This is a genomic window from Actinocrispum wychmicini, from assembly GCF_004345645.1.
Lineage (GTDB): Bacteria > Actinomycetota > Actinomycetes > Mycobacteriales > Pseudonocardiaceae > Kibdelosporangium > Kibdelosporangium wychmicini.
Window position 1 is genome coordinate 767,394 of the sequence record NZ_SLWS01000002.1, and the last position, 12,638, is coordinate 780,031.

The 12,638-nt window shown below is 66.7% G+C and carries 13 protein-coding genes and 1 tRNA gene; 9 read left to right on the plus strand and 5 right to left on the minus strand.

The window, feature by feature from the left end:
• Window positions 1-359: 359 nt before the first annotated feature.
• From EV192_RS11885 to EV192_RS11895, 3 genes are all read left to right on the plus strand, one after another.
• Entirely contained in the window at window positions 360-1,835 is a 1,476-nt protein-coding gene (locus EV192_RS11885; protein ID WP_165960344.1) for an LCP family protein, read from the plus strand.
• A gap of 73 nt (window positions 1,836-1,908) precedes the next feature.
• Window positions 1,909-2,445 (plus strand): helix-turn-helix domain-containing protein, encoded by a 537-nt coding sequence (locus tag EV192_RS11890; RefSeq protein WP_132114333.1) that lies wholly within the window; start codon window positions 1,909-1,911, stop codon window positions 2,443-2,445.
• A gap of 64 nt (window positions 2,446-2,509) precedes the next feature.
• Window positions 2,510-3,931 (plus strand): ATP-binding protein, encoded by a 1,422-nt coding sequence (locus EV192_RS11895; protein ID WP_424923352.1) that lies wholly within the window; start codon window positions 2,510-2,512, stop codon window positions 3,929-3,931.
• A 4-nt stretch (window positions 3,932-3,935) separates the two neighbouring features.
• Here the strand turns inward: EV192_RS11895 and EV192_RS11900 are convergent, their stop codons facing one another.
• A complete protein-coding gene (locus EV192_RS11900) occupies window positions 3,936-5,408 on the minus strand; it encodes a flavin-containing monooxygenase (protein WP_132114337.1) in 1,473 nt (490 codons plus the stop codon).
• Window positions 5,409-5,523: 115 nt separating this feature from the next.
• Here EV192_RS11900 and EV192_RS11905 point away from each other — a divergent pair, with 115 nt between their 5' ends.
• Both EV192_RS11905 and EV192_RS11910 read left to right on the plus strand, forming a co-directional pair.
• Entirely contained in the window at window positions 5,524-6,123 is a 600-nt protein-coding gene (locus EV192_RS11905) for a TetR/AcrR family transcriptional regulator (RefSeq protein ID WP_132115303.1), read from the plus strand.
• Between the two features lie 66 nt (window positions 6,124-6,189).
• Entirely contained in the window at window positions 6,190-6,522 is a 333-nt protein-coding gene (locus EV192_RS11910; protein WP_165960345.1) for a hypothetical protein, read from the plus strand.
• On the opposite strand, the gene EV192_RS11915 is transcribed toward EV192_RS11910, so the two are convergent.
• Window positions 6,519-6,740 (minus strand): DUF3618 domain-containing protein, encoded by a 222-nt coding sequence (locus EV192_RS11915; protein ID WP_132114341.1) that lies wholly within the window; start codon window positions 6,738-6,740, stop codon window positions 6,519-6,521. The genes EV192_RS11910 and EV192_RS11915 overlap by 4 nt on opposite strands.
• A 106-nt stretch (window positions 6,741-6,846) precedes the next feature.
• On the opposite strand from EV192_RS11915, the gene EV192_RS11920 reads away from it, so the two are divergent.
• From EV192_RS11920 to EV192_RS11935, 4 genes are all read left to right on the plus strand, one after another.
• Window positions 6,847-6,920 (plus strand) — tRNA-Leu (locus EV192_RS11920).
• Between the two features lie 223 nt (window positions 6,921-7,143).
• Window positions 7,144-8,814: an Eco57I restriction-modification methylase domain-containing protein gene (locus EV192_RS11925; protein WP_207925990.1), complete on the plus strand. Its 1,671-nt coding sequence runs from the start codon at window positions 7,144-7,146 to the stop codon at window positions 8,812-8,814.
• Window positions 8,811-9,524 carry a PaeR7I family type II restriction endonuclease gene (locus EV192_RS11930; RefSeq protein WP_165960346.1) on the plus strand — a complete coding sequence of 238 codons (714 nt, stop codon included), beginning with the start codon at window positions 8,811-8,813 and terminating at the stop codon, window positions 9,522-9,524. Before EV192_RS11925 ends, EV192_RS11930 begins: the two co-directional genes overlap by 4 nt.
• A 40-nt stretch (window positions 9,525-9,564) precedes the next feature.
• The gene (locus tag EV192_RS11935; protein ID WP_132114347.1) at window positions 9,565-10,902 is read left to right on the plus strand and encodes a cryptochrome/photolyase family protein; all 1,338 of its coding nucleotides are present in this window, start codon (window positions 9,565-9,567) and stop codon (window positions 10,900-10,902) included.
• Here the strand turns inward: EV192_RS11935 and EV192_RS11940 are convergent.
• The 3 genes from EV192_RS11940 to EV192_RS11950 form a co-directional block, all read right to left on the minus strand.
• Complete coding sequence (locus EV192_RS11940) at window positions 10,824-11,327, minus strand: hypothetical protein (RefSeq protein WP_132114349.1); 504 nt, start codon at window positions 11,325-11,327, stop codon at window positions 10,824-10,826. The genes EV192_RS11935 and EV192_RS11940 overlap by 79 nt on opposite strands.
• Window positions 11,324-11,782: a MarR family winged helix-turn-helix transcriptional regulator gene (locus EV192_RS11945; RefSeq protein WP_132114351.1), complete on the minus strand. Its 459-nt coding sequence runs from the start codon at window positions 11,780-11,782 to the stop codon at window positions 11,324-11,326. The genes EV192_RS11940 and EV192_RS11945 overlap by 4 nt, the downstream gene beginning before the upstream one ends.
• A gap of 153 nt (window positions 11,783-11,935) precedes the next feature.
• Window positions 11,936-12,508, minus strand: coding sequence for a TetR/AcrR family transcriptional regulator (locus tag EV192_RS11950; RefSeq protein ID WP_132114353.1), 573 nt, complete (start codon window positions 12,506-12,508; stop codon window positions 11,936-11,938).
• Between the last annotated feature and the right edge of the window lie 130 nt (window positions 12,509-12,638).

Sequence of the window (12,638 nt, forward strand, 5' to 3'; positions counted from 1 at the left end):
ACCCAAGAACGGGTCTGAGCGTCTGTAGTGCTGCCGGGGGTGTCAGCGATAGCACGGCCGGGGTAGGTAAAGGAGAGCTGGTTTTGGACTACGGGCCGTCGAGGTCAGGCGGTCGCGCGGGTGGACAGGGCCGACCAGGCCGGCCGGTGCCGCCGCGTGGCCAGCAGGGCATGCCGCCAGGTCGCCGAGTGCCGCCACCTGGCCGTGGCCAGACCCCGCCACCGTCCCAGCCGGGGCGTCCGTCGCGGGACGATCCGCCGCGGTCACCGCGTCCCCAGTCGACCATGCGCGCCCGTGACCCACGCGACCCGGACCGGCCCAGGTCCCGGCCGACCCCGCCGCCGCGCCGGCCTCGGTACATGGCTGGCAAGGTGGCGCTGGCCATCCTGTCGGTCGCCGTGCTCAGCGCGACCGGCATCGGGTACGACAAGTACAACCAGATCGCCAGCGGCTACCAGACCGCCGACGTGCTCGACCCGGGCTCGGGCGGCCCGAAGCCGGCCGACGGCGCCACCGACATCCTGCTGGTCGGCCTGGACAGCCGGGTCGACGCCCAGGGCCACCCGCTGTCCAAGGAGCTGCTCAACCGGCTGAACGCCGGCAAGGCGGACGGCGTGATCAACACCGACACCCTGATCCTGCTGCGGGTCCTCAACGACGGCGGCAAGGTGGTCGGCGTCTCGATCCCGCGCGACTCGTACGTGGACATCCCGGGCGGCTACGGCAAACACAAGATCAACTCGGCGTACGCGCGGGCCAAGAACGCGGCCTACGCGCCGCTGCGCAAGAAGGGCGTCACCGACGCGGCCCAGCTGGAGGTCCAGACCAGCCAGGAGGGCGCGGCCGAGCTGATCAAGACCATCCAGCAGCTCACCGGCGCCACCATCGACCACTACGCCGAGGTCAACCTGCTCGGCTTCGCCGACATCACCGACGCGGTCGGCGGCGCGGACGTCTGCCTGCTGAAACCGGTCAACGACGACTTCTCCGGCGCACACTTCCCGGCCGGCCCGATGACGCTGGCCGGGCCGGAGGCGCTCGCGTTCGTCCGGCAACGCCACGGCCTGCCCAACGGCGACCTCGACCGCGTCGTGCGCCAGCAGGTGTTCCTGAAGGGCATGGCGCAGAAGGTGCTGTCCGCGGGCACCCTGACCGACTCGGGCAAGCTCGGCAGACTGGTCGACGCGATCAAGAAGTCGCTGGTGATCGACCCGAAGTGGAACATCATCGACTTCGCCAAGCAGATGCAGGGCATGTCCGGCGGGAACCTGGACTTCCGGACCATCCCGACCGGCAACCCGGCCCTGAAGACCCCGGACGACGGCGACGCGGTCGAGATCAACCCGTCGCAGGTGAAGACGTTCGTCCAACAGACCCTGCCGAGCGCGTCGCCGCCGCAGACACCGGGCAGCTCGCCGCCGTCCGGCGCGGGCGGCAGCGCCGGAAACCCGTCGAACGGGTCGATCACGGTCGACGTGCGCAACGGCAACGGCGGCAACGGTCTCGCCGCGCAGGTCGCCAAAACCCTGACCGACCATGGCTTCAAGCAGGGCACGACGGTCACCGGCGCCAGCCGCACCAAGACCGTGGTCCTGTACCCCAAGGGCGACAAGGACAACGCCGACAAAGTGGTCGCGGCCCTCGGCAGCGACTACACCGCCCAACAGGACGCGTCCGTCAAAAATGGACACATAGTCGTGTACCTGGGCAAGGACTTCAAGAGCTCGCAAGGCCTCACCGGCGACGGGATGCTGCAGCTCAGCCCGAACCTGCCGGCCCTGGACCAGCCACCGGGGTCGACCACCGGCTCGAACGGCGCACCCTGCATCAACTGACCCGATCGGGCTAACGCCGGAAAGATTTTCCTACTACCGCGTAATAGGGCACGGGCAGCCACGTTCCTCCAACGTGTTGTTCGACGTAGCTGTGTACCAGCGGGTGCTCGGAGACGAGATCCGCCGGCTGCGTAAGAAGCGCGGCCTGACTCGCAAGCAGCTGAACCGCCGCTTGCAGAGCGAGATCTCGCTGCAGACGCTCGCCACCTACGAGCTGGGCACCAGACAGTGCTCGGTCGTGCGCTTCGTGGAGATCTGCGTGGCGCTCGACGAACAACCCCACGAGCTGATCGCCCGCGTGCACGAACGGGTCTTCACCGACTCCCCGCGCGGCCGCGTCCGGCTCGACCTCCGCCAGGTCGTCCGGGACGACCACGAAGAGCTCCTCCCCCTGCGCCGCTGGGCCCGCGGCCGCCTGGACACCTACCCCAACGCCAACGCCGCCGAAGTCCACCTCGACTTCGCCGCCCTGGAACAACTGGCCTCCCTGTGCGGCCTGGACACCGTGGAACTGATCGCCCTGCTGCGCCGAATCGGCGGCGCGGCCCCAGAACCCGTGGCCTACTCACCGTTCAGCAACGGCCACGACCCGAACGACGAGGACGACTGAAGTTAAGTATGATTCTATCTAAGTAATACGGTATCTTACTTAGATAGAGGCGCACCTTATGGTCGTGTTCCAGGGACGCGCCACCGATCTCGCGCTGCTGGACAGGCAGCTGCGCCTGGTCCGAGACGCGGCAGCGACCACTCGCGGACAAGCGGTGATCGTCACCGGCCGACGGCGGGTCGGGAAGTCTCGTCTGGTCCAGGAGTTCTGCGACCGCTCAGGCGTGCCGTACGTGGTGTTCCAGGCTTCCCGCGGTCGCAACCCGGCCGCCGAGCGTGCCGACTTCACGGCCGCGCTCGCCCAGTCCGCCTTGCCCGGCGCGGATCTGGTCGCCGGGGCGGCCGGCACCGACTGGAACCAGACCCTGCGTTCCCTGACGGTGGCCCTGTCCGAGCAGACGCCTTGCGTCGTCGTTCTCGACGAGGTGCCCTGGCTGGTCGAGCAGGACAGCGAATTCGAAGGCGCCCTGCAGACCGTTTGGGATCGGTACTTGTCGGCCAGGCCAGTGCTGTTGCTGTTGGTCGGTAGTGACCTGTCGATGATGGAGTCGCTCCAGGAATACGGACGCCCTTTCCACGGCCGCGCCGCGCGCATGCTCGTTCGCCCGCTCGATCCCGCGGACGTGCAGCGGATGACCGCGCTTGAACCAGCCGAGGCCGTCGACAGTTTCCTGATCACCGGCGGCTTCCCCGAGATCGTCCAACGATGGCGTCCGGGTACCAGCCGTACCGAGTTCCTTTCCGACCAGCTCGCGGATCCGCTCTCCCCACTGGTGATGGCCGGCGAACTGGCCCTGCTCGGCGAGGTCCCCGAGCCGTCGCACAGTCGCTCGGCCCTGGAAGCGATCGGGACCGGCGAACGTACTTTCGGGACGATCGCGAACCGGGTCGGCGTGGGCAACCCGATCCCCTCCGGCACCCTCGCTCCCATCCTGAACACCTTGGTGGCCAAGAGGATCGTCGCGGTGGACACCCCGCTGTCCATTCGCCCCGACACCAAGAACAAGCGCTACCGGATCGAAGATCCGTACCTGCGCTTCTGGCTCGCCTTCCTGCACCGCGGTGTCCCGGAGGTGGAACGTGGGCGTGGTGACCTGGTCGCGGCGCGGATCGAACGGTCCTGGACGTCCTGGTGTGGCCGGGCCGTCGAGCCCGTCATCCGGGCGAGCCTCGAACGGCTGTTGCCGGACGACCGACTGCCCGGCGCCGAAACTGTCGGCGGTTGGTGGAACCGACAGAACAACCCCGAGATCGACTTGGTCGGCGCCGACCGCACACCCCGCGTCGCGTTCACCGGCTCCATCAAGTGGTTGGCGACCGAGCCGTTCGGCCAACGCGAACTGGAGAGCCTGATCGCGGGGTCCATGTCGGTGCCAGGACGCGACTACCCGACCCCTTTGGTCGCGGTCTCCCGCAGCGGCGTCGAAGAAGGACTGCCGTTGGCGGCTTCCTTCGGCCCCGAGGAGATCATCGCGGCCTGGCGTTGACGGCTCAGCTGAGTTCGAACTCGGCGAGGTCGACCTTGCGGGTTTCCAGCCAGTAGCGCCAGGTGAAGCCCGGCCAGATGGTCCGGTTGACGCCCATCGCGTCCAGGTACCAGCTGTCGCAGCCGCCCTGGCTCCAGATGCCGTTGGCCAACTGGCGCTGGATGCGGGTGGTGAAGTCGTCCTGGACCTCGGGGCGGACGTTCAGCGCCCGGGCCCGGCCGCGGTCCACCAGCGCGATGGCGTCGGCGACGTACCGGATCTGGGACTCGATCATGAACACGACCGAGTTGTGGCCGAGGCCGGTGTTCGGGCCGAGCAGGAAGAACAGGTTCGGGAACCCGGAGACGGTGATCCCCTTGTGGGTCTGGATGCCTTGCTGCTGCCACTGTTTGGCCAGGTTGGCCTCGTTCAGCCCGACCACGTCGAGGTAGTCGAAGGCGTCGGTGACGTGGAAGCCGGTGCCGAAGATGATCGCGTCGACCTCGTGCTCGGTGCCGTCGGCGGTGACCACGCTGTGCTCCCGCACCTGGGCCACACCGGCGGTGACGACCTGCACGTTGTCCCGGTTGAGCGCCGGGTAGTAGTCGTTGGAGACCAGGACGCGCTTGCAGCCCATGGTGTAGTCCGGGGTGAGGTCGCGGCGCAGCGCCGGGTCCTTGACCTGCCGGGCGATGTGCCGTTTGGCCAGTCCTTCGGCCGCCTTCATCAGCCGGGCGCCGCCCTTGCTGTTGAAGCCGAGCGCCCGCGCCTCCAGCAGCCAGTAGAGCACGTTCCGGTAGGCGCGCTGGGCCCCTGGGACCGCGCGGAACACGCGCTTGGCCCACGCCGGCATCGCGTAGTCCGGCTTGGGCATGATCCACGGCGGAGTGCGCTGAAACAGCGTCAGCGACTCCACCTCGGGCGCGATCTGCGGCACGAACTGGACCGCGCTCGCGCCCGTACCCACCACGGCCACCTTCTTGCCGCGCAGGTCGTACGAGTGGTCCCAGGTGGCCGAGTGGAACGTCCTGCCCTTGAAGTCGGGCAGTCCCGGCAGTTCGGGGATGTGCGGAATGTGCAGCGCGCCAATCCCGGAGACCAGGAACTGGGCGACGTACTCGTCACCGTTGCGGGCCAGCAGATGCCAGCGGCCGTCCTCGTCGTCCCACCTGGCGCTGGTCATCTCGGTACCGAACCGGATGTGCTCGCGCAGGGCGTACTTGTCCGTGACGCGGCGCAGGTAATCCCAGATCTCCTGCTGGGGTGAGTACGAGCGGCTCCACTTCGGGTTCTGCTCGAACGAGAAGGAGTACATGTGCGAGGGGATGTCGCAGGCGCAGCCGGGGTACGTGTTGTCGCGCCACGTGCCGCCGACGTCGTCGGCCTTCTCCAGCACCAGGAAGTCGTCCCGCCCGGTCTTCTTGAGCTGGATGGCCATGCCGAGGCCGGAGAACCCGGTGCCGACGATCACGACCCCGGTGTCGTAGCGCTTGCCCATTGTCGTCCTCCAACGCCTCGCCGCGCGCTTATCTTACCGATAGTAGGTTACTTCGGGTAGGAAACGGTAGAGTGAAGTCGTGACAAGCGCGGGCAAGACCGAACGACGGCGGCGGATGCCGCGGGCCGACCGGGAACAGCAGATGATGACGGTCGCCGAAGCGGTCTTCGCCGAACGCGGGTACGCGGCCAGCTCCATGGACGAGATCGCGGAACGCGTCGGCGTGTCCAAGCCGATGCTCTACGAGTACTTCGGCTCCAAGGAAGGCCTGCTCGTGGCCTGCATCCGGCAGGTGCGGGCCGAACTGCACGACCTGACGGCCGAGGCCGTGATCGACGCCAGATCCCCCGAGGACGCGCTGCGCAAGGGCCTGATCACGTTCTTCCGGTTCACCGACGAGCACCGCCGCTCATGGGACCTGCTGCTGCGCACCGAGGCCGCCGTGGTCGGCCAGGCCGCGGTCGAGGAGATCGAAGCCGTCCGCCAGGAACAGACCAAGCTGCACATCGCGCTGTTCTCGGCCTACATGCCCGACGCGGACGCGCGGTCCCTCGAAGCGGCCGCCGAGATCCTCGTGGGCGCGTGCGAACGGCTCTCGGTCTGGTACGTCCGGCACGACGACGTGACACCGGAGGAAGCCGCCGAGCACATCATGCGGATGACATGGTTCGGCCTTCGAGGCGAAGTCACCGGCCACCTGGACCACTCTGAGTAGCGCGGTGTACCCCACTGGATCGATCCCTGGCCGGTGAAGTGTCGGGATACGCCCGCAGGACGTCTAATGGTCACCAGCATTGTCCGCCAGGGAGAGGGGCAGACCATGATGGAGCCGATCGAAGCCAACTACGTGCCCGACGGGGACGACTGGACCATCACCATCGTGGGCCGGGGGAAGACCCTCACCGCGAAAGCACCGGGCCTGATCGCCGCGCGCGACCGGGCCGACCAACTCGTGGAGGAGCTGGCCGGCGACGAGAAGAAGCGAACCGTGGTGCACCGCCTGGACGGCGACGCCCTGGAGTTCACCACGGCCTACCTCAACGCCCGCCTCGCCAAACCGGAGCCGCCAGCGGCGGAACCGGCTGAGCCAGATGAAGAGGCTAAGACGAGCTAGCGGAACAGCCGGCGCACCACCAGCACGGCCACCAACACGCCCACCCCGATCAGGGCGGCCTTGACCTTGGGGTCGTCGAACTTGGACCGCACGGACGCGGTGGCGTCGTCCACCAGCTTCTTCGGGTTCGCCTTGGTACCGAGCTGGTCCAGGGTGGTCGCCAGCGCGTCCCTCGCCTGCTCGATGTCACGCTGGATGATGTCGGGGTCGCGGGCCACTGGTCCTCCCTGAATCCGGGCCGAGCTCTCGGCGCACCACGGTAGATCACCCGAGCGACCCGCGCCGCCCCGGGATGCGGCTAGGCTGTCGCGAGTCGTGGAGTAAGGGGCCGTAGCCCAATTGGCAGAGGCATACGGTTTAGGTCCGTACCAGTGAGGGTTCGAGTCCCTCCGGCCTCACTCGGGTGCTCTGACCAGCGTCACCACTAGATCGACAACTGCGGTGATCTTCGTCGGTTAGCAGACGGTTAGCAGAGGCCCCCGACACCAGCCCAAGCAAAGCCGGTTCGGCTCGGACTACACGCGTGGCCCTGCGCTACGCGGCACACAAGTACGGCGCGGGCAACAACGTAGTAGGCCGTGTCTACGTGAGACCGTCAGTGCCGGTCCCTAAGCTGTGCATGTGACACTCGTAGTCCCCGGCATCCAGAACTACGGCGAGGTGTTCACCCGTCGATGGGTAGTCGAGGTACTGCTCGATCTGACCGGGTACACCACAGACCGCGATCTTGGTTCCCTGCACCTGGTGGAGCCATCGTGTGGCTCAGGGGCGTTCCTTGGCCCTGTTGTCGAGCGCCTCATTGCAAGCGCCCAGACGTACGAACGCGACCTCGCCTCGCTTGGTGATGCGATCCGAGCATACGACCTCCAAGCCGAGCATGTAGAGGTCTCGCGCACGCTCTGCCGTGACCTCCTGATCACAAGCGGTGCGCCCGTGTCCACCGCGGAAGGGCTGGCTGAGCAGTGGATCGACCACGCGGACTTCCTACTTCCCGAAGCGGACGACAGTGCCGCTGACGTTGTGATCGGGAACCCGCCGTACATCCGTTACGACGACCTCTCGGACGACCTCGCGGCGCGGTACCGCAGCACATGGCCGACGATGCGCGGCCGAGGTGACATCTTTGTCGGGTTCATCGAACGGTCGCTGCGGCTGTTGAAGCCCGACGGAAAGGTCGGCTTCATCTGCGCCGATCGATGGATGCGGAACCAGTACGGGGCTGACCTGCGAGAGTTGGTGGCTCGCAATTACGCCGTTGAGCACATCTGGACGATGCATGAAGTGGACGCGTTCGAGCTACCGGTCGCGGCGTACCCAGCGATCATGGTGCTCGGCAACCACGCCCAGGCGTCAGCCGTGGTTGCTGACACGACCAGCGAGTTCGGGGCTGCCAGCGCACGTTCTCTCGCGAAAGCCGCCCAGGACGAGGGTTTCGAGGAGTTCTCCGAAGTCGGAGTGAAGGCTCACCGGCTTCCGCACTGGTTCGACGGCGGCGAACTGTGGCCTACCGGCTCCCCCGCACGGCTGGCGCTGATCGAACATCTCAACGACCATTTCGGTCCTCTGCACGACTCGAACACCCAGACCAAGGTCTCCATCGGGATCGCGACCGGCGCGGACAAGGTGTACGTCACCAAGGACCCCACTGTCGCGGAACCAGAGCGTGTTCTCCCGCTCGCAATGCGCCGCGACCTCATGTCCGGCACGTTCGAATGGCAGGGCAACTACCTGATCAACCCGTGGACCGACGACGGGTCACTCGTATCGCTCGCCGACTACCCCCAGATGGCAGCGTACTTGTCCAACCATTCGCTCCTGCGTGAGCGGTTCGTGGCGAAGAAGGATCCGTCATCCTGGTACCGCACCATCGACAAGGTGCAGTCCAGCCTTACCGGCAAGCCGAAGCTGCTACTCCAGGACATGAAGACGACCATCCATCCCGTCCTGGAGACGGGTGGCCACTATCCACACCACAACTTGTACTACGTCATCTCTGATACTTGGGACATGGAAGTCCTCGGCGGCATCCTGCTGTCTCGAATCGCCCAGGCGTTCATCGAGGCTTACTGCGTGCGAATGCGCGGCGGCACCCTCCGGTTCCAGGCTCAGTACCTCAAGCGCATCCGGGTACCCAAGCCCGATGAGATCGATGCGGACACCGCGGACGCCCTGCGGGTCGCATTCCGGACCCGCAACACCGACGCGGCAACGCAGGCGGCGGCTGCTGCCTACGGCATAGAACTGAAGGAATACGACCTGGTTCCTCCTGGTGGCGCGAAAGGCGCAACGTGACGGCCAGCGACGAAGACTATAACGCGGCGATCAAGGCATTCTGGACGGGCCGTGACCTTCAGACAGAGAAACAGATTGCGAGCGGAAGAATTGACGCGGGCACCCGCGGGTCAGTGACCGGCGGGAAGCATCTCAACGCCCTCCAGGAGTTGATCGCAGGCGAGTTCGCGCCGCTTGCGGAGCTCGGCGCCGCCGTACGGCGGGGTGGAAAGATCCGGCTTCCTGGCTATTACAGACGATCGAAAGACTGGGATATCGTGGTGACCTACAACGGCATCCTAGTAGCAGCCATCGAGTGCAAGTCCATGGTCGGCTCTGTCGGCAATAACTTCAACAATCGAGCCGAGGAAGCAATCGGCAACGCTGTTGACTTGCGGCGCAGTTACGAAGCCGGACTTGTGGGGACGATCAAGCCATGGCTTGGTTTCGTCCTTGTGTTCGAACGTACTCAAGGTTCATTGGCGCTGGTCGGTGATCAAGGTAGGCCACTGTATCGAACAGACCCGTACTTCGACGATTCCTCGTACACAACCCGCTACCAACTGCTGTTCCATCGCCTCGTCCGCGACCGGATCTATGACGCTGCATGCCTCATCACTTCAGTCAAGGGTGACGGCATCTACGACGAACCGCAGTCGGAGGTATCCACACGCAACCTGACGACAGCGATCGCGGAGAGAGTCGCGTACATTAAGGGCTCGCCCAAGTGAGATCGTTCCACTGACATCGGCATTGAACGTCGCGGAGACAATGACGACCACTATTGCCCTTTTCACCCGTGACCTGCGTGTCCACGACAATCCGGTGCTCACCGGGGCCGTCGGGGCCGGTGGGTTTGTGGTGCCGTTGTTCGTGTGGGACAGCGCGGTGACCGCAGCCGGGTTCGGGGCTGAGCCTCGGGCCCGGTTTCTCGCCGGGTGTCTCGCCGATCTCGACGAACGGTTGCGGGCCCGGGGTGGTGCGCTGGTCGAACGGCACGGTGACCTGGTAACCGAGGTGTGCCGGCTGGCCGAGCAGGTTGACGCGACCGAGGTGCACGTCGCCAGCGATGTGTCCGCGTTCGCCACGAACCGGGCCCGGCGGCTGGCCGACGCGCTCGCCGCACAGCGACGCCAGTTGGTCTGCCACGACGGAGTACACACCGTTGTCGCGCCGGGCGCGATCACGCCGCACGGACGCGACCATTTCGCCGTCTTCACCCCGTATCACCACAAATGGGCCGCCGCGCCACGACGGGCCGTGCTTCCGCCTCCGCGTCGGCTGCAAATGCCACCAGATCTGGACGCGTCGATCCAGCGCGACGACAAGGCCGGGGGCGAGACGCCGAGTCGTCGGAAGGCGCGCAGTTGGCTGTCGGATGGCTTGGACGCGTACCACGAACGGCACGATGATCTGGCCGGCGATGCCACTTCGCGGCTGTCGCCGTACCTGCACTTCGGCTGTGTGTCCGCGGTGGAGCTGGCCGCGGAGGCCGCTGACCGCCGCACCGAAGGCGGCGACGCGTTCGTGCGGCAGTTGGCGTGGCGGGACTTCCACCACCAGGTCCTCGCCGCCCGGCCGGACGCCGCGCACAGTGACTACCGGCCGCGTGGCGACCGCTGGCGTCAGGACGAGCAGGCGTTGCAGGCGTGGCAGCACGGGCAGACCGGCATTCCGATCGTGGACGCCGGCATGCGCCAGTTGCTCGCCGAGGGCTGGATGCACAACCGCGCCCGGATGATCACCGGCAGCTTCCTGACCAAGACCCTGTACCTGGACTGGCGCGCGGGCGCGGCGCACTTCCTGCGCCACCTGATCGACGGTGACCTGGCCAACAACAACCTCAACTGGCAGTGGGTCGCCGGCACCGGTACCGACACCCGGCCCAACCGGGTCCTCAACCCGTTGCGGCAGGCCGAACGCTTCGACCCGAGCGGCGACTACACCCGTCGTTGGGTGCCTGAACTGGCCGGTTTGGACGACCCGCGCCGGCCGTGGCGGCTGGGCGCCGAGGCGCTGCGGCGGCTCGGCTACCCGGCACCCATCGTCGACTTGGACGCCGCCCGCGACCGCTTCCGCGAGGCCCGCCAACTGGCTCTGGAACTGTGACCGGCCATCAGCCGCCCCGCACGGATGTTCAGCGCGAGCAGGCTCGCGTTCACCGCGCCCGCGACCAGCTCAATCCCTTGAACCACAACGAAAACCGGGCCGAAGTCACCGGCGGCGGACAGCTGCCGCAGGACGAACGCACACGGGATCAGCACGACGACGCCAATGGCGGCGATCGCGATCATGCGACGTTTCTTGCGACGGATGACGGGACCACCGCGCCGCGCGGCCAACCGACGTCCCGTCGCTCCGGTGAACGCCATGCTGGACACGAGCACCAGCACCGCGATCAGGATGATCGTCTTGGCCAGCGCGATGACGTCGTGGTCGCCGACAATCTCGACGACGACCGACAAGACGAGAAAACTCGCGACCAGACTCGCCGCGAGTATGCCCGCGACCGCGTGTATTCGAGTGTTCTTCATGGCTTACTCCCGGCACGAACGCTTTCCAGGTTGGCGATGATCAACGGCAACGCGGCCATGAAGGCGGCGACCGCGTCGTCGTCGAGCCCGCGAGTGGCGGCCGTGTTCACGGCGCGGGCGGCGGCCACGAGATCGGCTTGCAGCTCCCGGGCCCGCTCGGTGAGCAACACCAGTGACCGGCGGCCGTCCGCCGGGTCCGGCACCCGTTCGACCAGCCCGTCAGCTGCCATCCGGCCCAACGTGTTGGCCATTGTGGACTGTTCGATTCGGACCCGGGCGCACAGCTCCGCCTGGGTGAGCCCGTCCTGTTCGTAGAGGGCGAGCAACTGGGCGAACTGGCCCGGTGCCACGCCGAGCGGGGCGATCCGGTCCCGCAGGACGTTCTCCAGCAACCGGGCGAGATGGTTGACCTGGTAGCCCAGTGACGTCTCGCGGGGCAGCAACGCGCCGCTCATCCGACACCTCCCAACTCGATAGCTTGCTATGCAATTAACCATAGCTTGCTATGGAACATTGTCAATGCCATCCGAACCCCGCTCGACGACGAATGCCTGTTTGCCAGGAGGGGGAGATGCTCGCCGGGCGGGCTGCGGGCCCGGCGAGCATCGTTACGCGGCGATCAGACCGCGCAGCGCGTGCGTGAGATGCTCGGTGAACGTCTCGCGGTCCATCTCCGCCAGAAAACCCGCCCGCACGATGTACCTGCTGAACGTGACGCCGATCAGCAGCGAGGCGATGAAGGGCAGCAGCTGTTCCGCCTTGGCCTTACCCAGTTGCGCGCGGTACGTGTCCAACGTCCGCTCCTGCATGGCAAGCAGCAGCCTGGTGGCCGAGTCGTCGTCCGAGCCCGCGCTACGCACCAACGCCAGGAAGGCGTCTCCGCCGGCCGCGTTCTCCATTCGGTTGACGTACCCGGTGGCGAGCCGTTCCGGCAGCGTCTCCGGTGGTCCCTGGCCCAGTTCGGCCACGTCCCGGGTGCCCGGGACGGCCGCCAGGAACAGTTGTTCCTTGCTGCCGAAGTGCCGCAGGACGAGCCCGTGGGTGACCCCGGCCCGCCGCGCGATGTCGCGGATGGTCGCCTGTTGGTAGCCGCGTTCGGCGAACGACTGCGCGGCCGCGGCGAGGATCGCCTCGCGGTGCAGCTCGGGGTTGCGGATCCGACGTCCTGGACTGACGGGCACCGGCCGAGGGTAACGCCAGCCTTAATGACCGCGTGGACATTAGCCCTCGAACCAGAGTAGGGTTACTAATGACCAAGTGGTCATTAGTGTCAGGGAGGCACTCACATGGCTTGGAAAGTGACCGCCGCGG

Coding starts and splice junctions, on each gene's coding strand:
- EV192_RS11885 (WP_165960344.1), top strand. CDS start 360: ATGGCTGGCAAGGTGGCGCTGGCCATCCTGTCGGTCGCCGTGCTCAGC.
- EV192_RS11900 (WP_132114337.1), bottom strand. CDS start 5,408: ATGGGCAAGCGCTACGACACCGGGGTCGTGATCGTCGGCACCGGGTTC.
- EV192_RS11905 (WP_132115303.1), top strand. CDS start 5,524: ATGCCGCGGGCCGACCGGGAACAGCAGATGATGACGGTCGCCGAAGCG.
- EV192_RS11910 (WP_165960345.1), top strand. CDS start 6,190: ATGGTCACCAGCATTGTCCGCCAGGGAGAGGGGCAGACCATGATGGAG.
- EV192_RS11935 (WP_132114347.1), top strand. CDS start 9,565: ATGACGACCACTATTGCCCTTTTCACCCGTGACCTGCGTGTCCACGAC.
- EV192_RS11940 (WP_132114349.1), bottom strand. CDS start 11,327: ATGAAGAACACTCGAATACACGCGGTCGCGGGCATACTCGCGGCGAGT.
- EV192_RS11945 (WP_132114351.1), bottom strand. CDS start 11,782: ATGAGCGGCGCGTTGCTGCCCCGCGAGACGTCACTGGGCTACCAGGTC.